This is a genomic window from Collinsella vaginalis (assembly GCF_900176655.1).
GTDB classification, from domain to species: Bacteria; Actinomycetota; Coriobacteriia; order Coriobacteriales; family Coriobacteriaceae; genus Collinsella; species Collinsella vaginalis.
Genome location: NZ_LT838843.1, coordinates 260,334 through 283,433, shown reverse-complemented (window position 1 = coordinate 283,433; position 23,100 = coordinate 260,334). Strand labels below are relative to the sequence as shown.

The following is a 23,100-nucleotide window of genomic DNA, read 5'->3' as shown; positions in this document are numbered from 1 at the left end:
AAGACGGTTACCCGCCTGCGTTACCCACACCTCCGACAGCCGCATTCAGACACCACCAAACGCGGCACCGTGCAAGCGGCCCGCACGAAAGCGCCCCCGCCACACCATGGCAGGGGCGCCGAAATACATGATGTGCGGGGGCACTACGCCTTGTCTACGGCCTCAAGATGCTGGGTCTCCCCTATCTCGGCGATCATGTCGATGCGGGTCTGATGGCGGCCGCCCTCAAATTCCGCATCCAGCCACTCATCGACGATCATCTTCGCGAGCTCGGAGCCGACCACGCGGGCGCCAAATGCGAGAATGTTCGTGTTGTTGTGCTCGCGCGAGAGCTTGGCCGTGTACGGCTCCGAGCACACCACCGCGCGCACGCCCTGGATTTTGTTGGCGGCGAGGCTGATGCCGACGCCCGTGCCGCAAATGAGGATCCCCAGGTCGACCTCGCCGGACGACACGGCCTTCCCCACGCGGTACCCGGACACGGGGTAGTTGAAGCGCTCCGTGCTGTCGGTGCCGAAGTTCACGACCTCAATGCCGCGCTCCTTCAGGTGCTCGGAGATGATGTTCTTGAGCTCGACGGCCGTATGGTCGTTGCCGATTCCGATCTTCATATCAATAATCCTTTCCCTGGCGAAGGTCCTCGAGGCACTCCGCATACGGTTTACCCTTACCGAACAGCGCGCTGGTGCCGAGGACGAATCCGTCCACGCCCCGTGCGGAAAACTCGCGCACGCGCGCTGGGCTGCAGGCGCCGTCGATCATGAGCTTGAATCCATACTCATCCTTGAGCGCCGCTAAGCGATCGATTTTCTTTGCGGTGAAGTCAATGAACTTCTGACCGGCGAACCCTGGATTCACGGTCATCACCATGACGTAATCCGCAAGGTTGAGCATCTCTGAGACGGTCTCGATCGAGGTATCGGGGTTGATGACCAACCCAGTGGACGCACCTCGCTCTTTGATGTGCGCGAGCGTCTTCACCACATAGCGCTCAGACTCAGGGTGGATGTAGATGATGTCGACGCCGGCGTCGAGGAAGAGATCCACCTTGGCGCTCGGGTTCTCGACCATGAGGTGGCAGTCGATGGGCTTGTCCGTGGCGGCGCGGATCGCCTTCACGTCCATGAGCCCCATGGTGATGTTGGGCACGAAGGTGCCGTCCATGATGTCGCAATGGAAGATGTCGACGCCCGCGGTGTCAAGCACCTGGACCTCATCACGCAGCGCGCCGAAGTCTGCGCACATCATGCTCGAACACAATAGCATGGCAGTGCTTCCCTTCTGTTGAATGACCTGTTGACAGGCGATGGCGTCTTGCCTCCACCGCTGTTCGATTGCCAGAACAATACGTAGGTAATCGTTTACGCAATTGATGATACCACGAGATGAGAAAACGTATACTCAAACAGACCGCAAATTTACCGAACAGGTCGTTTCACCTGATCCGACCCAAGAGGGCGCCCGGCAGCTGCAACCCCTATCGGTTGGCGCTTGCCATACGGAAATAGGTGTATTGCTCACCTTTGAGTGACACGGAGAGCTGGTGGATGTTTTTAGGCATCGAGATACCGGTGAAGCCGCCGTCGCCAATCGCATTGATATCGGCGCCCGTCTGCTTCATGAGCAGTGCGATCTGACGGATCGTATCCACATCGGCACCTTCAACTGAACTGTTGAGGAACACCATGGCGAGCGTGCCGGGCTTATACGTGTGCGTGAGGGTCACGAGGTCCCGGATGTCCGAAACGGTGATGCCGCTCCTGGTTCCAGGGCACGGCAGGTCGATCACATCGGCACCGGCATCGATCAGACGCTTGACCATCTCACGTGAGTCGAACGAAGCCGTAGGGTCACCCAGGACCTTCTCGGTCACACCGTCCTCCCACTTGCCGGCGAACACGAGCACCTCGTCCCCATACCGCTCCTTTATCCAGCGCGTGGTCTCGATGATGTCCTCGAGCTTGGTACCCGTTCCGGGATCACCGCCGAGCACGATGAAGTCGACGCCCCACGCAACAGCTTGCGCCACGTGTTCGGGAGATGCGTGCATGCCCATGGGGTTATATCGCCCCTCATCTTGCGCACTGGGCACGACATATGGCGAGCAACCTAGATAGATGCCGATAGGTCGGTAACCGCAGCGCTCCTTGAGCTCGGCGTAGCTCAAGCCATGCAGGCCAAGATTCATGGACGGGTCATCGAAGTCGAAGGCGTTCAAGAGCACCATATCCGCACCGAAGGCGAACATGAGCTCTGAGTTGGTCACATGCTGTACAAGACCCTCCCCCATCGCATTGATGAGACAGTGCTGTCCCATGACAGCACGACCTTCCGACTTTTGAATGGAGAGCTTGAGATCTGCCGGGGTCATATGCACAAAATCACGCTTTGAAGCCGAGATGAGACGAATCATGTCGTGTGACATGCTCTCTCCTTTCACGTACAAAACGATTAACAGTTGCATGAAAGCGAGCTGGGGCACGATAGCTCTCAACCGTTGCACCGCACCCGAAAACAGGAGGCCCGTACGCAACGAGCCTCCCTATCGAGCAGTGGCCTCCGGACCATGTGGCCTGAAACGCCACGCCGGAACTTCCTACCCCAGGGTCTCACCGTTCGTGGCTATAACACGCTGGTACCAGAAGAAGCTGTCCTTACGGTGCCGGGCGAAGTCACCTGTGCCGTCATCGTGCCGATCCACGTAGATGAAGCCGTAGCGCTTCTTGATCTGGCCCGTTGTGAACGCCACCAGATCAATGGGCCCCCAGGTGGTGTAGCCGAATATGTTGATACCGTCCTCCTCGATGGCGGCCTTGAGGTTGGCGATGTGATCGCGCAGGTAGTCGATGCGATACGTGTCGTGGATCCGCAGCTCGCCGTCCTCGATAACCGGCTCGTCAACTGCGCCGAGACCGTTCTCCACATCGAACAACGGCACATCGTATCGATCATTCATGACGTTCAGGAAATAACGGAAGCCCGTGGGGTCCATCTGCCAGCCCCAGGCGCTCGCCTTGACGTAGGGGTTCTTGACACTGGTGGACAGGTTGCCGGCCACCTCATCGTCCGTGAGCTCGTGCGTGGTCACTACAGCCGAGCTGTAGTAGGAGAACGCCATGAAATCCGACTTGCCGACAGCGAGAACAGCAGCATCCTCATCTGAGCAAGTGAAGTCAGCGGCACCGTGCTTGGCCTGCACACGCCTGGCCCAGCTGGGATAGCGCCCGCGCACCATGGTGTCTGCGCAGTAGAAGAAGCGCTCCTGCATGGCCTGCTGGTTGGCGAGAGCATCGGCCGGATCGCAGGTATACGGGTAGGAGCATTGACCGGCGATCATGCAGCCCACGCGCAGCTCGGGATCGATTTCGTGAGCAGCCTGCACCGCCAAGGAAGAGGCGACCATCTGGTTGTGCGTCTCCACGATGCGCCGTGGGTTCTCAGGGTCGAACATCATGAGCACGTTGATCTCGTTGAAGGTGACCCATTTGTCGATGAGGCCGCGATACTCGGTGAAGCAGGTGCGCGCGAACGCCACGAACTCATCGATCATGGCGCGGTTGTCCCATCCGCCGTAGGTCTCCTCGAAATAGATGGGCTCGTCGTACTTGTACAGGGTGATGACCGGGTCCATACCTAGGCGCCGCGCCTCGGTGAACACCTGTCGATAGAACTCAACACCTTCCCTGTTCACACCGCCGGCCACGCCCTGCGGGTAGATGCGCGCCCATGACACCGTGGTGTTGAACGTGGTGAGCCCCATCTCGGCGAACAGGGCGAGATCCTCGCGCCAGTGATGGTAGAAGTCGGTGGCATCATGGTTGGTGTAGCTCACATCGTCGAACAGCTCGTAGCGTGCGCCCTCGGGAAGGCGGTCGAACTGGCGCATGACCCCTCGGGCGCCGTCGGCGGCGCGATAGTACACCGGACGGTGCCCGATACCGGCATCCGGACCGGCGTAATCAATCTGGACGGGGCTTTTGCCGCCCTCGTTCCAACCGCCCTCAACCTGGGCGGCGCTGATTGAACCGCCCCATAGGAAATGCTCAGGAAATGACATGATGAAATACCTCGCTGTAGCGAAAACGAATTGACGAACATGAGTTGGCGAGCTATCCGAGGTCAGCGCCGTTGGACTCGCATACGCACTTATACCAGTGGAAGCTGTCTTTGCGGTAGCGCTTGAAGCTGCCCTGGGGCGTGCCGTCATCCGCCGCGTCCACGTACACGAAACCGTAGCGTTTGCGCATCTCACCGGTGCCGGCGGAGATCAGGTCGATGCAACTCCACATGGTGTAGCCGATGAGGTTCACGCCCTCATCAACGGCCTCGCCCATCTTGGCGATATGGTCGCGCAGATACTCGATGCGATAGGGATCGTGGATGGTGCCGTCGTCCTCAAGCGTGTCGATGGCGCCGATGCCGTTCTCAACAATGAGCAGCGGCGTGTCGGGATAGCGATCGGACAGCATGTTCAGCGCGGTCTTGAGACCCTCGGGGTCGATCTGCCAGCCCCAGTCGGTCGCGCTCACGTAGGGGTTCTTCACGCCGTGCTGCGTCATATTGCCGGCGCCGCTCTCTCCCTCATCGGCATGCGTGGTGGCGCAGCTCGAACTGTAATAGGAGAATGCATAGAAGTCCGCCTTGCCGGCCATGAGGTCCGCAGCGTCTTCGTCGGAGACCTCGAGCGTCACGCCATTCGAGGCGAGCAGACTTTTCGCATAAGAGGGATAGGCGCCGCGCACTTGCGTATCGCCGTAGAAGAACATCGTGTCACGCATGTACCTCTGCGCGGCGGCGACATCTGCCGGGTCGGGCGTGAGAGGATAGCAGAACGTGCCGGCGATCATGCAGCCCACCTGGTTGTCGTGATCGATCTCATGTCCAAGCTGCACCACGCGCGCGGCGGCGACCATCTGGTTGTGCGCCTCCTCATACAGACGCTGACGTGCGGCCTGATCGACATCAGGGTTGCTCCGCTCCATGAGTTTCAGAATATTGAGCTCGTTGAAGGTGATCCAGTGGTGCGATAGGCCCTGGTACTCGGTCATGCACACACGGGAGAACTCGACGAACTCATCGATGAGTTTGCGGTTGGACCAGCCACCCCAGTCGGAGATGTAGAAGAACGGCATGTCGTACTTGTACAGCGTGATGATGGGCTCCATGCCCAGTCGGTTGCACTCCGTGAGCACATTCCGGTAGAACTCGACGCCCGCTTGGTTCACACCGCCCGCCACACCGGTCGGGAAGATGCGCGCCCACGAGATGGTGAGGTTCAACGCCTTGAAACCCATCTCGGCGAGCAGGGCGAGATCCTCCCTCCAATGGTGGTAGAAGTCGGACGCCACATGGTTGGAGTAGTTCACCCCGTCCTTGATGATCATCTTGGCTCCCGCGGGCAACTGACCGGAGAAGAGCATCATCGTTCCCTCGGTGCCATCGGGCATCTCGTAGTACCCATAGCGAAGCGCGCTGTTGCGGTCCACGCTCACCATGTAGTCGACCTCGGTGGGCGACTTGCCGTCCTCGTCCCATGCACCTTCGATCTGCGCGGCGGAGATGTCCCCGCCCCACAGAAAACCATCTGGGAATGACATGCGTTGCGTCCTTTCATTAGATGAGTTGCACTGACGAGCGAACGCTCTATTTGGCCTCGATGCCGGATGCGGCGTCCCCCTGAAGCTTTGCCGCCTCCCGAGCCGCTTTGCGAGCCGCCTTCTTCGCGGCCTTCTTCTCCTCTTCCTCAAGCAAATGCTTCTCGAACATGCGCCAGAAGGGGATGTAGATGAGCAGGCCGATGATGAAGCAGCCGGCGGTCACGATGAGCGCGCGGAAATCACCGGTGCCCAGCGGGCCCAGGATGAACGGCGGCGTCGCCCAAGGCATCGTGACGAAGAACTTCGCACAGAGCCCCAGGGCGAAGAACCCATACGAGAATACGGCGGAGACCAGGGCGATGATGATGAACGGGATGATCAGGAACGGATTCAGCGCCACGGGAAGGCCGAAGATGACCGGCTCGACGATGGTGAACACGGCGGCGGGCAGACAGGCCCAACCGAGGGTGCGGAGGTATTTGACCTTTGAGGTCACCATAAGGAAGATCAGAGGCCAAACCAGCGCAGGCCACGTGGAGATGCGGTCGATACCGGAGTTGGTCCAGATGTGCGGCAGAGCCTGGCCGGCGGCCATGGCAGCCGCGTTCTCCTCCGTCCACATGAGCGTGAACGGCTGGAAGATCGGGGTGGTCCACATGTTGTCGCCGTGCAGGCCCACACTCCACAGCAGGGCGGAGACGGTGCGATCGAGCACATAGACGCCCATATTATCCGCTGCAGACACCAAGGGCGTGAGGGCCGTGGTGAGGAAGGCGACCAGATCAAAATCAAGCAGCGTGCGGATGAACCAGCACACCGTGAGGACGACGGCGAACGGGATGAGGGAGGTGAACGCATTGCCAATCGCCGGCGGCACAGACTCGGGCATCTTGATGGTGATGTTGCGATCAGTCACGAGCTTGTACAACCGCACGCCCAGAAGCGATGAGATGATCACGGCGAACAAGCCCGTCGCGGAGAACGCGGTCACTGAGATCTGCCCGTCCACCACGCCGTTCAAGGTGAAGACGAAGAAGATCGCCAGACCGAGCACGCCGCAGGTCTTCTGGTTCTCGCCGAGCTTCTCGGCGTAGGACATCGGGATCGCCACGGCACAGTAAGCGGACAGGAAACTCATCGTCAGGCTGTTCATGACCAGAAGCTTCTCAGTGAAAGGCGATATGAAGGGCAGCAGCACGACACCGCCAATGGCATCGGTGCCGAGGAGCGCGATGATCAGGAACAGCGAGCCGATGATGATCAGGGGCATGACGGCGATGAGGCCGTTTTGGACGGCCTGAATCGCTGGGAGCTCGGCGAATTTCGCGACCGGGCCGGAGAATTTCATCATGAGGTCGGTGAACGCCTCCATGGGAGATTTCTTGGTCTGCTCTTCCATGTCGGTCCCTCCTTTACGTTGGGGAAACAAGTGCTTTGTCGGACGTCAGGTGAAATCAGCCGCGCACGGCCTTGTACATATCCACGAACTCCTCAGCCAAGATGCCGAAACCTTCGGCGCTCATGAGCTGATCCTCGGCATGCGTCAACATGAGGCACATGGGCGTTGGATCACCTGATGCCTCCTGCTGGATGAGGCCGAGATGGGCATGGTGTCCGGTGGCGTACAACTCTCTGCCCTGGGCGATGGATGCGCCCGCCGCTTCGAAGTCTCCGTTTTTCGCCTGATGAATGGCCTCGATGTAGCAGCTGCGCGCAGCGCCCACAGCTGCGATGATCTCGAAACTCGTGGAAGTGAGTTCCTCGAAGCTAGTCATCGAGCACCTCCTGGACGAACTCGAGGATGGCCTCTCCGTCCATGCGGCCATAGGCGCTCATCTCGATGGGCTCAACGGGGCAGGACGCCAGGGATCGGACCTTCTCCAGGTTGAAGCGGACCTGGGGCCCTAGCAGCACGATATCGGCGCCCTCCACAGCTGTTGCAGCCTCAGCCATGGGATAGGCGTCGATCTCGCACTCATAGCCCTCCTCTGCCGCCGCGTTGCGCATCTTCGTCACCAGAAGACTGGTGGACATGCCCGCAGCGCAAATCAAAACGATCTTTCTCATAGTGCACCCCTTCTTTATTCGGCCATGTGTGGTCATTCACTTGCGGCAGCCTTTCTCTCTGCCGCATGATTTATCGATAAAGCAACCATACTCATTTCTCTTGGAGAATTTGAGCAAACGTTTTCTCACTTCAGTTGAGCGGTAGGAAATCTTCGGTAAATGGTTTATCGATAAATCAACTGTGGAAACTTCCGTTACGACGCTTTGGCTATCATGAGGGGAAACTTCGTCACCAAGGAGCCCCTCCCCATGATCTCAATCTACGACCTTGCGAAACTGACCGGGGTGAGCGCCACCACAGTCTCAAATGTCCTCAACGGACGAGGAAGGTTCTCCGAAAAAACGCGCAAGCTGGTGCTCGATGCGGCTGCTGAACACGGTTATGTCACCAACCTTGCGGCACGCGGATTGCACAGTGGCATCTCGCATACGGTCGGCATCATCACCACCGACGTGAGCAACGAGTACTTCTCGTCCATTGTGTTGGAGATAGAACGCCTCATGCGGCTGAGTGGATACACCTCGTTCATATGCAACACGCTCTATGACTCAAGACAGCTCGAGGAGTACATTCGCGAACTGAGGAGGCACAACTGCGACGGCATCTTCATTGTGGGCGGATCTGGCCCCAAAGACATTGCTTCGAACTCCACGCTGCCGCATGTGTTCATCGACTTCACAAGCAGTTCTACATCTGAAAACAGCGTGAGCATCGGCACCGATCTGGAGAAAGCAACCCATGATCAAGTCGACACGCTTGCCCGCCATGGATGCAACCGAATCATGTTGCTCCTGCTCGACGCTCTTCGAGCCTTCAGGCCTGAGCACCCAATATATGAAGGGTATCGAGCGGGGCTTGAGGCGCACGGCCTGGAATTTGATCCAGATCTGGAAATCATCGGCCCGCATCTCAAGAAGAGCCGCGTGGAATCAAGGGAGCTTGTCCTCGGCGCCCTCGATCGCGGGATCGAATTCGATGGAATCGTGGCAACGGGAGACCGCCAAGCATTGGGCGCAGTGGAGGCCCTACAGGAACGCGGCCTCATCCCGGGGAAGGATGTGCTCGTCATCGGCTTGGACAACTCGGTGTACTCGCAGCTGTCCGCGCCACGCATCTCAACCGTCGAACGCGACACAGACGAGATGGCGCGGCTGGGCGCAGTAGCCATGCTTGATTTAGTAGCCGGAAGGGAACCGGACTCTCGACGCATTGTTGTGCCTTATCGTGTCATCGAGCGTGAAACCACCCTGGGCAAAGCCGACCGATGACCCGCATGAACGACCATGTGCGAGCTCAACTACGGAGTTAGGATCCTCGCATATTTGCGCAAACGCTCGTCGTCCTTCTCGGAGATGATGGTAAGGCCTTTGAGATCGAACACCTTTACGTTTGAAACCTGATGGAATTTGCTGCTATCGCAGAGCACGTACACTTCACTGGAATTTTGCTTCACGATGCGCTTCTTTGCGACCTCATCATATCTTGGGTTGGTTATCCCACGCTCGGAGCTCACCGCATTCACGCCGAGAAACGCCTTATCGAAGTAAATCTCGCCAAGGATCGTCTCAGCGATGGGGCCCGTCATAGACGACGTGAGCGGGTTGAAATCTCCACCGATCATCACGATATGCGCGCGAACATCGCTGCTCACCAAGCACGCGGATCCATTTCCCGTGTAGATGGTCACATCTCGATCAAGCAGGTGGGCGAGGAGCATGGTGCAGCTCGAGCCTGAATCGATGTAAACGGTGTCCCCATCTTCCACCTCCCGGGCAGCCCTCACTGCGATGGCTTCCTTCTCGGCAGCGTGCATCGCGCTGGTCACCTGAACGCCACGCTCGTGTGAGACCGCATTGAGCTTGACTCCCCCACCCGAGAGCATCTCTATCTTGCCGTCGCGCTCCAGCTCCTTCAGATCTCGGCGCAACGTTGAGACGGACACGTCGGGCAGCAGCTCCTGCAGCTCGTCAATATGGAGAAACTCCGCCTTGCTCAAGTGCTGTAGCACGAATTTACGCCGCTCGTAGGGAATCATGTGGCCCTCCAGCTCATCTCACCCCGCTATTCGAAAACAGTGTATGACAAGACCGGGGCGAGCACCCGATCAGAGCGCTCACCCCGGTCAACCGGCTCCATGCATCAGCCTGCTCTACGCGAGCTTATCCTCGCGGCCCGTGAAGATGAACCCGAGCACGGCGCCCACGACCAGTGAGATCGCAAGGCCGATCATCGCAAACCCAAAGTTCGCGGCATCCGCGCTCACGAACGCGGGGAAGGTGGTGACGGACCCGAACACGAACGACGTCGCAACGACCTTCGTCAGGCCGAGGAACGCACCGCCAGCTGCACCGGCGATAATCTGAGCAGCAAACAGCTTCTTGTTATTCACAAGCATGCCGAACAAGGTGGGCTCGATGATCGCCGAGAGCGCAATGGTGACGACACCGCTCATCGCAAAGCTCTTATATTGGCGATTCTTCGCCTTGAGGAAGACGCCGAGCGCGACACCGATCACCGCAAAATTGCAGGCAAAAGTAAATGGGCAGATGTAGTCGAACCCGTTCTGCGCAATGTTGTTGATCATGATGGGGTTGACCGCCCAGTGGATCCCCATGGAGACGAGGACCGACCAACCGCCGCCGACGAGGACGCCGGCGAGAATCGCGCTCCGCTCGATCAGCCAATTCACCACGAATGCGATGCCCTCGCCGACGTAAACTCCTGCAGGACCAATGACCATGATGGTGAGGGGGACCATCACGAACAGCGAAATCGCAGGCAAAAGGACGAGCTTCAGCGTCTCGGGAATCCGATCGTCAAGGAACTTGTACAGGAAGGAGTACACCCAGATGGCGAGGATCGCCGGAACGACAGTCGAGTTGTAACCCATCAAAATGACCGGTATGCCGAGGAACTCGCTCACCGCACCGTTACCGATATCGCCCATCAACTGAATGAAGTCCGGATACAGAAGGCATGCACCGATGAGCGCCGAAAGGTATGGGCTCGCCCCGAAACGCTTTCCCGCAGAGAAGGCGAGCAAGACCGGCAGGAAGTAGAACACGCTCATGGACAACGTGTCCCAGATCACATAGGTACCCGATCCCTCTCCGACCAGGCCGAGCTGTACAGCGAGGATGAGCAGACCGCGCAAAATACCAGATCCCGCCATCGCCGGAAGAAGCGGGGCGAAGATGCCTGAGACAGCGCTGAAGACGCGGGCGACCGCACCGCCGCCGTTATCCTTTGCCACCTCGTTGCGGCCCTTCCCTCCCACGAGGGATTCAAAGCGCTCGTAGAGCTTCGGAACCTCGGTCCCGATGAGAATCTGATACTGTCCGGCCTTGCTAACAGTGTTTATGACGCCATCGACCGCTTTCACAGCGCCATCGTCAACCGCAGATTCATCATGCAGGTTCAGGCGCAAGCGGGTTGCGCAATGCGTCATACCGGCAATGTTCTCCTCCCCCCCCTACCGCCGCTAAAACGTCCTCCGCCATCTTTTCCCAATCACGTTTCACCGCACTCACCTTCCCATCGCGCAAAACAGCTCGCGCACCAAAACCGCCGATTGAATCGCATCGTTGCTGTCGATCACCTGCTGTATCTTTTTCTCTCCAACTGAATCAAGCGCTTTGAGAAGAAGGCGCAGGGTCTCGATGTTCTGCCTGCATTCATCCGAGGCATCCTCGATCACGGGGAACGTGTCGAAGTACAGTGTGTGGTCGAAACCGTGCTTCTTCAGGTAATACAGCAGCTCGAGCGTTTTGACCGGTGTAGACATTCCGACCATGAGGCCGTCATCCATAGTTCCGTATCCATCGTTCAGATGGATTCCGAAAAGCTTCCCACGCGCGCCGAAAAGATCGGCGGCCATTGCCGGGTTCTCGTGTTTCATGAGCATGTGGCAGTAGTCGAGTGTCACGCCCAAATTTTTGCGATCGACCGACGACACGATCCAGGACACCAGTCCCATACTGTCAATAAACGCATAGGAGCGCTCTTGGAAAGGCTTATATTCGATCGAGATGTGCAGATCAGGAGCGTAGTCACAGATATCTTGGAATTGGTGGACCAGCTGCCTGAACACACGGTCGTAGTCGATCTGGAAACTATAGTCGAAACCATCGAACCCAAGCCATATCGTAACGGTGTCACCGCCGGCGATGCGACAATAATCACATGCCTCGTGGCAGAGCTTGAGTGCAGAACGAGCCACCTCGGTATCGGCGTTGCCGAGCTCCCCGTTGATGAACTTCTCACGGAAACGCAGGGCGACTCCGTTTAGGGTCAGGCCATAACCGTTCAACAACCCTTTCATTGCCTCGGCATCAATGCCCGATACATGCTCAGGGTAGTTGAGGTCGACGTGGGTGAGCCCGATTTCGCTGAAACGGGCAAGCACCCGCTTGAGATCTCGGTCCCCTTCCCTGAAAAACGAATTGATGCGTGTTGCGATTTTCATGTGTGCAAGCGCCCTCCCAGTACTGCCGTCAAAACCGTGTTTGCAAGGGAGTCCGTTCGCGACCGTCCTGCTCCTTGGTGGTCACAACATATCATTTTTTTCCAAATATTTTTATATATTTTGAAATTTTTGAACCAAGTTATGGAGAGTAAGACTATAAAAGTGCACAGTTAACGAACAGAAAATGGAAAGTGACCGAAATATCGCTTGTTTTTCTTTGAGGTCTCCGCTTGAAACAGCTTGAGAACCAGCAAGCGAGACCAGCGACATCTGAATGGGTTTGCAAAGCTTGCGCTCTGGAAATCCCAGAACGCACTCGTTTAAGCTCATCCTCTACACTATGCCCGCACACGGGCACTGCGCAATGGAAAGGATGCATTTGATGCTCCCAAGCTTCGAAACCGATACCGATCTTGCCTCGGTCAAGCTCATCGCATGCGACATGGATCTCACCCTGCTCGCCGACGACGGCTCGATGCCTCCCCATATGGCCGAGCGTATCCGAGCGCTCGACGCTGCCGGCATAACCTTCTGCGCCGCCAGCGGACGTCCAAGCTATACGCTTTGCGATATGTTTCCAGAGGTACATCATCTGATGGGACTCATTGCCGACAACGGCGGAGCCATCTTCGACAAGGATGTGCTCATCGATAAGAGCCTCATCGACGTCGACGCCTACCGCGAGCTTGTGGGCTTCACAGCGAGGGACGGGCGGGGGTGCTCCTGCGTCTGCGGCATCGACACCTGCTATCTCAGCCGTAAGGACGAGCGCTTTGAACCATACTTCAAGATCTTCTACACAAGCCGGATCTATGTGGATGATTTGACCGCGGTCAGCGCTGATGTGAATAAGTACACCGTCTACTTCCCCGACAACAACTCTGAAGAAGTCTTCGCCGAGGCCTATGGGCCCACGTGGAGCGATCGTTTCAGCGTAACGAACGCTGGGAAGCAGTGGATCGACTTCATGAACAAGGGCGTGAACAAGGGCTCGGGCCTGCGCGGGCTCTGTGCGCATCTGGGCATCAACCCTGCGGATGCGATCGCGATCGGGGACACCTACAACGATATCCAGATGCTCGAAGCCGCCGGGCACGGTTATGTGGTGGCCAACGCCGAGGAGCACATGCACGCGCACGGGACGCACCTGGTACCGAGCAACAACGACCGTGGCGTCGCCCAGGTGATCGACGCCGTGCTCGCCGCTGTCGCGTCGTCGCGCTAGGGCACGCGCCCACCGCAACCGGGCGCTGACGCGCGAGCAGATATCCCTGACGGTTCCCTGACAAGTGAGCCGACTGTGAACGGATCGTGACGGCAGACCGCACGATCCGATCGCGTCAACACGCGGGCAAAGGGGCACACGCCAGCGCATGCGCAGTTAGACGCAGGTAAAAGGCCCTTTTTCGGATGCCTCCACCACCTCTAGCCTCCCGGGGCGCAGCCCCGCATGCGCGCACGCAGAGGCGTGCCGGGGAAATCAGCTTCCCCACTAGACGCAGACCCTGAGCTTGCCTAGAATGCCCACGCTATAATGTTGAGCACCTCGCGCCACACCCGCCGGCTCAGTTGGTGTGGCGCACCTGCGTTCTGAGACTGTGAGGAGCGTATGAAAGACATGATCGAGCGCGGCGTCGCCCCAGATTCCACCGGTATCAGGCGGAAGGCCCCGCACAGCGCCATCCCGCTCTCCGTCGGCATGGTGCTGGTGACGCTCGGCGTCGTCTACGGCGACATCGGCACGAGCCCCATGTACGTCATGAAGGCCATCGTGTCGGGTAACGGCGGCCTCGCCACGGTCAACGAGAACATGGTGCTCGGCGCCCTCTCGCTGGTCATCTGGACCCTCACCCTGGTCACCACGGTCAAGTACGTCCTCATCGCCATGCGTGCCGACAACGGCGGCGAAGGCGGCATCTTCGCCCTCTACAGCCTCGTGCGCCGCTACAGCAAATGGCTGATCCTGCCCGCGATGGTGGGCGGCGCCACGCTTCTGGCCGACGGCATCCTCACCCCCGCCGTGACCGTGACCACGGCCATCGAGGGCCTGCGCACCATCGAGCTCGGACAGACCCTCATCGGCGCCGACCAGGGCAAGGTCGTCTTCATCACCATCGTCATCATCTGCGTCCTCTTCCTGGCGCAGCGGGCCGGCACCTCGAACATCGGGCGCGCCTTCGGCCCGGTCATGACGGTCTGGTTCACCTTCCTCGGCGCGGCCGGCGTCTACAACATGCTCATGGGCGACCTCGGGGTGCTCCGCGCGCTCAACCCCATGTACGGGATCATGTTCCTCGCCTCCCCCACCAACCACGCCGGCCCGATGATCCTGGGCTCGGTCTTCCTCGCCACCACCGGCGCCGAGGCCCTCTATTCCGACATGGGGCACGTGGGCAAGGCGAACATCTACGCCTCCTGGCCCTTCGTGAAGGCCTGCCTGATCCTCAACTACCTCGGCCAGGGTGCCTGGCTCCTCGCCAACTCGAGCAATATCGAGCTCCAGAGGATCTCCGACCTCAACCCCTTCTTCGAGATGCTCCCCGAGGGCCTTCGTCCCTTCGCCGTGATCCTCTCCACCATTGCCGCGATCATCGCCTCGCAGGCCCTCATCACCGGCTCGTTCACGATCGTGTCCGAGGCGGCGCGTCTGAACCTCATGCCGCACCTCAAGATCAACTACCCGAGCGACACCAAGGGCCAGCTCTACATCCCGCTGATCAACAAGGCTATGTGGATCGGCTGCGTGGGCGTCGTCCTGCTGTTCCAGACCTCCTCGCATATGGAGGCGGCCTACGGGCTCGCGATCACGCTCACGATGCTGATGACGAGCATCCTGCTCTGCTTCTACCTCTCCCATCAGCTCGGCCGCCGCATCCGCGCCGTCATCTTCCTGCTTTTCTTTGGCCTGATCGAGATCGGCTTTTTCCTCTCGAGCCTGACCAAGTTCATGCACGGCGGCTACGTGACCCTGCTGATGGCGACCGCGCTCCTCGCGGTGATGCTCATCTGGCGCCGCGGCACCGCGATCGAGCGCACCCAGACCGTCATGCTGCCCATCAAGGACTACGTCGGGCAGCTCGCGCGCCTGCGCAACGACGAGAACTACCCGCTCTGCGCCGACAACCTCGTCTTCCTGCTCAATCGCTCCTCAAAGGGCTGCGTCGACCGCGACGTGCTCTACTCGATCCTCGACAAGTACCCCAAGCGGGCGCGAGCCTACTGGTTCGTGAACGTGCTCGTGACCGATGAGCCCCACACGCGGCTGTACTACGTCAACTCGGTGGGCACGGACTTCGTCTTCCATGTGACGCTCAAGCTGGGCTTCAAGGAGAACCAGCGCGTGAACACCTACCTCCGGCAGGTGGTGGGCGACCTGATGACCTCAGGGGAGCTGCCGCCCCAGGAGCATGAGTACTCGGTGTACCACGAGCCCTCGCGTGTGGGCGACTTCCGCTTCTGCATGCTGCGGAAGGCCCTGACGCCCGAGTCGGATCTCCTGCATATCGACCATTACGTCATGACGGCCAAGTACGCGATCCGCCGCGCCTGCGGCTCGCCGTCTCAGTGGTTCGGCCTGGAGAACTCCTCGACCCTCATCGAGTACGTGCCGCTCTTCGTGCGGCGGCGCGCGGCGGCGCACTTGGAGCGCATCTGCGCGGCGCCCATGCTCGGACCCGTGGGCAACACCGGGGTCATGCCGGTTGCGGCCGTCGCGCCTGAGGCTGCCGAGGTCGCCGCCGACGAGGTCGATCTCGAGGATGAGACGGAGGAGGAAGAGGAGAGCGGCGAGGACCTCTTCTCCGAGGGTCTGCCGAGCGCCGAAGAGGGAAAGTGACCCCGGAACTCCAAGGGTTCAGACTCCAAGGTTTCATTGAGCGTGTTCAACGGGACGCGGGGTATGGCAAGGGCCGCCATACCCCGCGTTTTGTTCTTCGGTCGAGCGGGGTGCCCCCCGGATGCATGGTTTTCGACCTCGGACTGCAAGATGCCCTCTGGATGCGCGGTTTTCGAACCTGAGTTTCAAGTTGTCCCCTGGATGCACGGTTTTCAGTAGGGGGCAACGGAAAACAGCCGGTGGCGCCCTGTCCTGACCTGCGTGTTTGCAAAACAGAACAAGGCATTGTGCAGGATCTCCCCTGGATGACCGTGCATCCAGCGGACATCTTGAAAACAACCCCCTAAAAACCATGCATCCAGGGGACGACTTGAGTGCAGCCCTCCAGAAACCCATGTGATCAGAGGGGCGCGTGCAGCTGCTCGTGCGTCCAGAGAGCATTCGGTAAAACAATCCCGCAAGCCGCGCATTCAGGGGACGTCCTGCAAAAGAGACCTCGAAAACGTACTCTCGACTGCGCACTCAGGCAAATCTCCTGCGGAACCGCCTTCAGATGACGTTTTGCTCTCATCCCGCGCACGCGATCATGCGCGGGATCACGACCCGGCATCCAGTCCACCGGCCGCCGGTTCACATGGCCTCGAGAACGTACTTTCAACCGCACTTCCAGGCAAATCTCCTGCTAAACCGCCTTCAGATGACGTTTTACACCCATCCCGTGCATGCGGTCGCGCAGGCAACTGTGCCTCGGCCGAGCCCCGGCGCACCCGAATCCAGCCGCGCCCCGGCGCCCGGTGCCCGGTGCGCCCGGACCTGAGTACCGCGCCCTTACTTAGCCTCAGCCCAGGTGGCACCGCAGGAGGCCTCGGCTATCAGGGGCACCTTGAGCTCGACGACCTGCTCCATGACCTCGCGCACCATCGCCGAGAGCCGGTCGACCTCGGGAATCGGGCACTCGAAATCGAGCTCGTCGTGCACCTGCAGGATCATACGGGCCGAGAAGCCCTCCTCGCGCAGGCGGCGGGCGACCTGGATCATCGCGAGCTTGATGATGTCCGCCGCAGACCCCTGCATGGGGTGGTTCATGGCCGTGCGCTCGCCGAAGTGGCGCAGGTTGACGTTGCGCTGCTTGAGCTCGGGAATGGGCCGGCGCCGGCCGAACATCGTCTCCGCATAACCCGTCGCCTTCGCGGACGCGACCGTGCCGTCCAGGTAGGTGCGCACACCGGGATACGCCTCGAAGTACCGGTCGATCATCTCGCGCGCCTCAGCCTGGGGGATGTCGAGCGACTGGGAGAGGCCGTAAGCCTGCTGACCGTATACGATGCCGAAGTTCACCGCCTTGGCGCGGCTTCTGAGCTCAGGCGTCACCTCGCTGACCGGGACGCCGAAGACGCGGGCCGCCGTCTCGGCGTGGAAGTCCTCGCCCTCCTTGAAGGCAGCCACGAGATGTTCATCGCCCGAGAGGTGCGCAAGCAGGCGCAGCTCGATCTGGCTGTAGTCGACCGCGACGAAGACCGAGCCCTCCCCCGCCGAGAACGCTGTCTTGACCGTATGCCCGAGCTCCGAGCGAGTGGGAATGTTCTGCAGGTTGGGGTTCGAGCTTGAGAGACGGCCCGTGGCGGCGATGGTCTGGTTGTAGGTCGTGTGCACCCGACCGTCACCCGCGCGGAGCGGCCCCAGGGTGTCCAGGTAGGTGGACTTGATCTTGGTCTTCTCGCGATACTCGAGGATCAGGCGAACGAACTCGTGCTCATGCGCGAGCTCCTCGAGCACCTTGGCGTTGGTGGAGTAGTATCCGCGCTGCGTCTTCTTGAGGCCGCGGGTGGGCAGGCCCATCTGATCGAAGAGGATATGCGAGAGCTGCATGGGGCTGGAGATGTTGAAGGTGGGGTCGCCGGCGAGCTCGCGGATCCGGACGGCGAGGGCGTCGATCTGCTCGCCGAGGACCCGCGCGAGATCCCCCAGCTTGACCGGATCGACGTACATGCCCGTGCGCTCCATCTGGGCGAGCACAGGAACGAGCGGCATCTCGATCTCGCGGAATACGCGCTCAGAACCGCCCTCGGCGAGGGCGCGATCGAGGGGCTCGCGTGCGGCACGGGCCACGAAGGCCGAGATCGCGGGGGCCGGGAGCGCGTCCGCGGCGGCACCCTCCTCCCCCTTCGCAACCGGGAGCGGGGAGCCCAGGTAGGTGTCGGCAACGTAGGCGTCCCCGAAATCCGATCGAGCGGAGTCAAGCAGGTAGGCTGCGATCACGGTGTCGAAGAGCCGCTCGGGGTCCAGATCGAGGGGATCGAGGTGGGCGGGGGTGGCCGAGTCATACGGCGCAAGCGCATGGATGAGGATCTTGGTGTCCGGCGAGGCGATCCGGCCTGAGGCGAACAGGGACGCGAGCACACCTTCGACCAGTCCGATCGAGAGGTCGATGCCTGCGATCTCCCGGGGCGCCGCAGCGCCCTCGACGGCCCCCTCGAAGCAGATCAGCGCCTCATCCGTAGCGACCCAGAGCTGGCGTGCGGGCCCGAAGAGCGCTGCGGGGTCGGCCTTGTCCACCAGGACGGCACCGACCCAAGCCCCAGCGTCAAGGGCGCGGGAGACCTCGGCCACCGCCTCTTCCACAGCCTCCCAAGACGCCTCATACGCGAGGATGAGCCGCTCGGGGATGACGAGCGCCGGGGCAGCGGTGGATGCGGCGACCGACTCACCCGAGAGCAGGGCGAGGAAGCGGTTCTGCATGGCGTTGATGCCGAGCTCCCCCAGCGAGCGGGTGACGTCATCGGCGTTGAAGGCCGGAAAACTCACCGCCGCGAGGTCGATATCCACCGGGGCGTTGGTGAGGATGGTCGCCACCTTGCGCGAGAGCAGCGCATCGTCGATATGGGCGCGCAGGTTCTCGCCCATCTTGCCCTTGACCTCGTCAGCATGAGCGATGACCTCATCCAAGTTCCCGTACTGCATGATCAGGGCCGCGGCCTTCTTGGGTCCGATACCGGGGACGCCGGGAATGTTGTCCGAGGAATCCCCCTTCAGGCCGTAGAAGTCGGGCACGAGCTCGGGCGTGATGCCGCCATAGAGGTCCTGGACCGTCTCGGGGGTCATGACCTGGACATCCGACAGGCCCTTCTTGGTCCCCACGATCTTCACCCGATCGGTGGAGAGCTGGTACATGTCGCGATCGCCGGTGATGAGCAGAACGTTGAGGTCGGCCTCCTCACCGAGGCGGGCGAGGGTACCGAGGATGTCGTCCCCCTCCCACCCCTGGGCCTCGAGGATGGGTACTGAGAGGCTGCGCAGGAGGTCCTTGATCATGGGGAACTGCTCGTGCAGGTCGGCATCCATGGGTGGGCGCTGGGCTTTGTATTGGGGCAGCATGTCCATACGGACCTGTGGCTTCCCTTTGTCGAACGCGCAGACCACGGCATCCGGGTGGAAGCTGTCCACCATCTTCAGGAACATGTTCAGAAAGCCGAAGACGGCGTTCGTGGATCGGCCATCCGGAGCCGTCATGGTGGGGGGCACGGCGTGGAAGGCGCGGTGCATGAGTGAGTTGCCGTCGATGACGGCGACGGTGCGGCGGGTGTCAGGGGTGCTGGCCATGGGTACCTCGCTTTGTGAGACGGTTCGCTCTCACACCAGTCTATGACACCGCGCGGACAGAGGGTGCGTCATATACCGGGTGCCCGAAACCTCTAGGTCTGCCACATGCCCTACCCCGTGCTACCATGACCTGCAGGTAACGCATGATCAATGAGGAGGCACGCCATGGAGCGCCCGAACGCCTGGAAGAACCTGACCGAATCCCAGCTCGAGGAAGTTGAGTCCCTCGCTGCCGAGTACCGTACCTTCATCAGCGAGAACAAGACGGAGCGCGAGTGTGCGAGCGCCGCGGTGACCCTCGCCCGCGCCGCGGGCTACGTCGACCTCGCCTCCTGCATCGAGGAGGGCCGCCCGCTCGCAGCCGGTGACAAGGTCTACGCGGTCTCGCACGGCAAGACCATCATGCTCGCGCACATCGGCAACGCCCCGATCGAGCAGGGCATGAACATCCTCGGAGCGCATATCGACAGCCCGCGCCTCGATCTCAAGCAGAACCCCCTCTACGAGGAGGCCGGCATCGCGTATCTGGACACGCACTACTACGGCGGCGTCAAGGCGTACCACTGGGTCGCGACCCCGCTCGCCCTGCATGGCGTGATCTGCAAGAAGGACGGCACCACGGTCTCGGTCGCGCTCGGCGAGAACGCGGACGATCCGGTCTTCTGCGTCTCCGACCTCCTGATCCACCTGGCGTCCGATCAGATGAAGAAGCCGGCGGGCGAGGCGGTCGAGCACGAGAATCTCGATGTCATCGTCGGCGGACGGCCGCTCGTGATCGAAGGAGACGAGGAGCAGAAGAGCCCGGTCAAGCAGCTCTTCCTCAACCTGCTCTCCGAGCGCTACGGCGTCGAGGAGGAGGACTTCCTCTCCGCCGAGATCGAGGTCGTCCCCGCCGGCCCGGCCCGCGACATGGGTCTCGACCGCTCGATGATCCTCGGCTACGGGCACGATGACCGCGTCTGCTCGTTCCCCTCGCTGAAGGCCATCCTCGACGCCGATACGGCCGAGCGCACCTCCGTCTGCCTGCTGGTGGACAAGGAGGAGATTGGATCCGTAGGCGCCACGGGCATGACGAGCCGCTTCTTCGAGAACACCGTCGCCGAGATCATGGAGCTCGCCGGCGAGGGCGGGCAGCTCCGCCTGCGCCGCGCCCTGGCGGCCTCGCGCATGCTCTCAAGCGACGTCTCCGCTGGGTTCGACCCGCTCTACGCCGACCGCTTCGAGAAGAAGAACAGCGCCTACCTGGGACACGGCCTGTGCTTCAACAAGTACACGGGTGCCCGCGGTAAATCGGGTTCCAACGACGCGAACGCCGAGTACATGGCCCTCGTACGCGACATCATGGACGAGGCGGGCGTCGCGTTCCAGACCTGCGAGCTCGGGCGCGTGAACGCGGGCGGCGGCGGGACCATCGCCTACATCCTCGCGGAGTACGGCATGGATGTCATCGACTCCGGTGTGCCCGTCCTCTCCATGCACTCGCTGTGGGAGGTCGCCGACAAGGCCGACATCTACGAGGCGTACCGCGGCTATCGCGCCTTCCTTGCACGGGCCTAGGCTCATCCCAGCGGCAGGCGGTGCCCACCGCCCCGGTCGACCAGATATCGCGATCCGCGCCCGGCACGGCACCGGGCGCGCAGGGAGGTTCCCATGCGGGCCATGCGTTTGGCAAAACGTGAGATCACCGATTCTGAGGAGTTGAAGTCCGTTGTCGAGGCCTGCCAGGTCCTCCGCCTCGGCCTCCTGGACGATGACGGCGTCTACATCGTACCGGTGAACTTCGGTATCGACTGGCGGGTTGACGCCGAGGGGCGACCTGCGCCCGCGTTCTGGCTGCACTCGGCGGGCGAGGGGCGCAAGGCCGACGCCCTTCGCGCCAGCAGTGTCGCCGGGGCGCGCATCGCCGTCGAGATGGACATCGATGACGGGGTCATCGCGGGCGCGTACGCCTGCTCCTATTCCCTGGCGTTCCGCAGCGTCATGGGGTTGGGGATCGCGCACGAGGTGACTGACCCCGCAGAGAAGGAGCACGGGCTCGCACGTATCATGGAGCACGCCGCACCCGGCGCACCGGTCACCTTCACGGAGCAGGCGCTTGAGCGTGTGGGGGTTTGGCGCATTGACGTGGTCGAGCTAACCGGCAAGCAGCGGAAGGCCCGCTGACGGTGGGAGCAGGAGGCCTCAGGGTCATCATCTCCCCTGCCAAGAAGATGCTCGACGGGGTCGACGGCTTCGCGGTGCGGGACATCCCGGCCTTTCCCGAACGCAGCGCGCGTCTGCTCACCGCCCTCTCCAAGCTTACCGACAATGAATTGCAGCGGCTCTGGCAGGTGAGCGACCGGCTCCTGAAGCCCTGCCTCGACATCCTGCACCTCCTCAAGGAGACCGGGATACCCGCCTCAGCGGACGAGCTCGCGGACCCCGCCTTCTCCCGTCGCATCTCCCCTGCCCTCTTCTCGTATGTGGGGCTGCAGTACCAGAGCATGGCGCCTGCCGTGCTCGACGAGAGCTCCCTCGCGTGGCTCCAAAGCCATCTGCGCATCCTCTCGGGGTTCTACGGATGCGTGCGCCCCTTTGACGCCGTGCTTCCCTATCGCCTGGAGATGTGCGCGCCGCTCGCCGTAGACGGGAGGCGAAACCTGTACGGGTATTGGGGTGGGAGTATCGCCGACGCGGTCTGCGCACCCGACGGAGATGGCACGACCCACGAGGTCATCAACCTCGCCAGCGCCGAGTACGCGCGGGCCGTCCTGCCGCACCTTCCCTCAGGCATCCCCGCGGTGACCTGCCTGTTCGGGGAGTTCATCCGCAACGGCAGACCCGTGCAGCGCGCCACCGCGAGCAAGATGGCGCGTGGATCCATGGTGCGCTGGATGGCCGAGCGGCGTCTTGAGCGTGCCGCCGACCTTACGGCCTTCGACGTGGGGTATCGCTTCGATCCCGCCCTCTCGCACTACCGCGGGGGCGGCGCCTTCAGCACCCTGGTGTTCATGCGCGCGACTGAGCTGACCTGAGGTCGATTGCGAGCACTGCCTCGTCGCGGACAACCCCGATGAGCGGGAACTCGACCGCCTTATCGACACGGATCGGCGTGAGACCGCAGCGCACCATGACCCGGTGCGAGCGCTCGTTATCGGTTGCATGGGTGGCCCAGATCTTGGTGACGCCCAACTTGGTGGGACCCGATTCGATGAGCGCGGAGAGCGCCTCCGAGGCGAGACCGAGGCCCCAGTACGGTTTCCCGATCCAATACCCGGCCTCCCGCTCATAATCACTCACGATGAACCTGCTCACATCTGGACCTTTGAGACCGATGGCTCCCACCAGGGTACCCGCGGGGATCTCGCCCACCGGGCATCCGAGCTCGATGGCGAATTGATTCGGGGCCGGCGAGCACGGTGCGGATGGCCTGGCGACTCATCTCAACGCTTTCATGGGGCGGCCAGCCGGCAGCGGGGCCGATCGCCGGGTCGCAGGCGAGCGCAAAAAGCTCCGGGGCGTCGGACTCATGCCAAGAACGAAGCAGCAGTCGACT

Annotated in this window: 19 protein-coding genes and 1 pseudogene; 6 read left to right on the top strand and 14 right to left on the bottom strand. The window is 61.2% G+C overall.

Features of this window, described 5'->3' with window-relative positions; all coding sequences use genetic code 11:
* Positions 1-143: 143 nt before the first annotated feature.
* The 8 genes from rpiB to CAP13_RS02855 form a co-directional block, all read right to left on the bottom strand.
* Positions 144-611 carry a ribose 5-phosphate isomerase B gene (gene rpiB, locus CAP13_RS02890; protein WP_085830141.1) on the bottom strand — a complete coding sequence of 156 codons (468 nt, stop codon included), beginning with the start codon at positions 609-611 and terminating at the stop codon, positions 144-146.
* A 1-nt stretch (position 612) separates the two neighbouring features.
* Complete coding sequence (locus CAP13_RS02885; RefSeq protein WP_085830140.1) at positions 613-1,266, bottom strand: ribulose-phosphate 3-epimerase; 654 nt, start codon at positions 1,264-1,266, stop codon at positions 613-615.
* A gap of 211 nt (positions 1,267-1,477) precedes the next feature.
* A complete protein-coding gene (locus tag CAP13_RS02880) occupies positions 1,478-2,425 on the bottom strand; it encodes a DUF7916 family protein (RefSeq protein WP_085830139.1) in 948 nt (315 codons plus the stop codon).
* A gap of 171 nt (positions 2,426-2,596) precedes the next feature.
* Positions 2,597-4,057 carry a glycoside hydrolase family 1 protein gene (locus tag CAP13_RS02875; RefSeq protein WP_085830138.1) on the bottom strand — a complete coding sequence of 487 codons (1,461 nt, stop codon included), beginning with the start codon at positions 4,055-4,057 and terminating at the stop codon, positions 2,597-2,599.
* Positions 4,058-4,109: 52 nt separating this feature from the next.
* A complete protein-coding gene (locus tag CAP13_RS02870) occupies positions 4,110-5,597 on the bottom strand; it encodes a glycoside hydrolase family 1 protein (RefSeq protein ID WP_085830137.1) in 1,488 nt (495 codons plus the stop codon).
* A gap of 46 nt (positions 5,598-5,643) precedes the next feature.
* Entirely contained in the window at positions 5,644-6,996 is a 1,353-nt protein-coding gene (locus CAP13_RS02865) for a PTS sugar transporter subunit IIC (RefSeq protein WP_085830136.1), read from the bottom strand.
* Positions 6,997-7,051: 55 nt separating this feature from the next.
* Complete coding sequence (locus tag CAP13_RS02860) at positions 7,052-7,372, bottom strand: PTS sugar transporter subunit IIA (RefSeq protein WP_085830135.1); 321 nt, start codon at positions 7,370-7,372, stop codon at positions 7,052-7,054.
* Complete coding sequence (locus CAP13_RS02855; RefSeq protein ID WP_085830134.1) at positions 7,365-7,664, bottom strand: PTS sugar transporter subunit IIB; 300 nt, start codon at positions 7,662-7,664, stop codon at positions 7,365-7,367. Before CAP13_RS02855 ends, CAP13_RS02860 begins: the two co-directional genes overlap by 8 nt.
* A 249-nt stretch (positions 7,665-7,913) precedes the next feature.
* Here CAP13_RS02855 and CAP13_RS02850 point away from each other — a divergent pair, with 249 nt between their 5' ends.
* Positions 7,914-8,933, top strand: a complete 1,020-nt coding sequence (locus CAP13_RS02850) for a LacI family DNA-binding transcriptional regulator (protein ID WP_179184906.1) — start codon at positions 7,914-7,916, stop codon at positions 8,931-8,933.
* Positions 8,934-8,962: 29 nt separating this feature from the next.
* Here the strand turns inward: CAP13_RS02850 and CAP13_RS02845 are convergent, their stop codons facing one another.
* The 4 genes and pseudogenes from CAP13_RS02845 to CAP13_RS02835 form a co-directional block, all read right to left on the bottom strand.
* The gene (locus CAP13_RS02845; protein WP_085830132.1) at positions 8,963-9,700 is read right to left on the bottom strand and encodes a DeoR/GlpR family DNA-binding transcription regulator; all 738 of its coding nucleotides are present in this window, start codon (positions 9,698-9,700) and stop codon (positions 8,963-8,965) included.
* A gap of 114 nt (positions 9,701-9,814) precedes the next feature.
* Complete coding sequence (locus tag CAP13_RS02840; RefSeq protein WP_342743207.1) at positions 9,815-10,918, bottom strand: PTS sugar transporter subunit IIC; 1,104 nt, start codon at positions 10,916-10,918, stop codon at positions 9,815-9,817.
* A gap of 150 nt (positions 10,919-11,068) precedes the next feature.
* Positions 11,069-11,125, bottom strand: a pseudogene (locus tag CAP13_RS10390) (PTS transporter subunit EIIB); the annotation flags it as partial.
* Between the two features lie 66 nt (positions 11,126-11,191).
* Positions 11,192-12,130 carry a sugar phosphate isomerase/epimerase family protein gene (locus CAP13_RS02835; protein WP_085830131.1) on the bottom strand — a complete coding sequence of 313 codons (939 nt, stop codon included), beginning with the start codon at positions 12,128-12,130 and terminating at the stop codon, positions 11,192-11,194.
* Between the two features lie 382 nt (positions 12,131-12,512).
* Here CAP13_RS02835 and CAP13_RS02830 point away from each other — a divergent pair, with 382 nt between their 5' ends.
* Positions 12,513-13,355, top strand: a complete 843-nt coding sequence (locus tag CAP13_RS02830) for a Cof-type HAD-IIB family hydrolase (RefSeq protein ID WP_085830130.1) — start codon at positions 12,513-12,515, stop codon at positions 13,353-13,355.
* Positions 13,356-13,748: 393 nt separating this feature from the next.
* Positions 13,749-15,965, top strand: a complete 2,217-nt coding sequence (locus CAP13_RS02825) for a KUP/HAK/KT family potassium transporter (RefSeq protein ID WP_085830723.1) — start codon at positions 13,749-13,751, stop codon at positions 15,963-15,965.
* Between the two features lie 828 nt (positions 15,966-16,793).
* On the opposite strand, the gene polA is transcribed toward CAP13_RS02825, so the two are convergent.
* Positions 16,794-19,565 carry a DNA polymerase I gene (gene polA / locus CAP13_RS02820; protein WP_085830129.1) on the bottom strand — a complete coding sequence of 924 codons (2,772 nt, stop codon included), beginning with the start codon at positions 19,563-19,565 and terminating at the stop codon, positions 16,794-16,796.
* Between the two features lie 165 nt (positions 19,566-19,730).
* Here polA and CAP13_RS02815 point away from each other — a divergent pair, with 165 nt between their 5' ends.
* The 3 genes from CAP13_RS02815 (at position 19,731) to CAP13_RS02805 (ending at position 22,579) form a co-directional block, all read left to right on the top strand.
* Positions 19,731-21,122, top strand: a complete 1,392-nt coding sequence (locus tag CAP13_RS02815; RefSeq protein WP_085830128.1) for an aminopeptidase — start codon at positions 19,731-19,733, stop codon at positions 21,120-21,122.
* A gap of 93 nt (positions 21,123-21,215) precedes the next feature.
* Positions 21,216-21,728, top strand: coding sequence for a pyridoxamine 5'-phosphate oxidase family protein (locus tag CAP13_RS02810; protein WP_179184905.1), 513 nt, complete (start codon positions 21,216-21,218; stop codon positions 21,726-21,728).
* 2 nt (positions 21,729-21,730) lie between these two features.
* Positions 21,731-22,579 (top strand): YaaA family protein, encoded by an 849-nt coding sequence (locus tag CAP13_RS02805; protein ID WP_245798871.1) that lies wholly within the window; start codon positions 21,731-21,733, stop codon positions 22,577-22,579.
* On the opposite strand, the gene CAP13_RS02800 is transcribed toward CAP13_RS02805, so the two are convergent.
* A complete protein-coding gene (locus CAP13_RS02800) occupies positions 22,554-22,916 on the bottom strand; it encodes a GNAT family N-acetyltransferase (RefSeq protein WP_179184904.1) in 363 nt (120 codons plus the stop codon). The two genes, CAP13_RS02805 and CAP13_RS02800, sit on opposite strands and share 26 nt — an antisense overlap.
* Between the last annotated feature and the right edge of the window lie 184 nt (positions 22,917-23,100).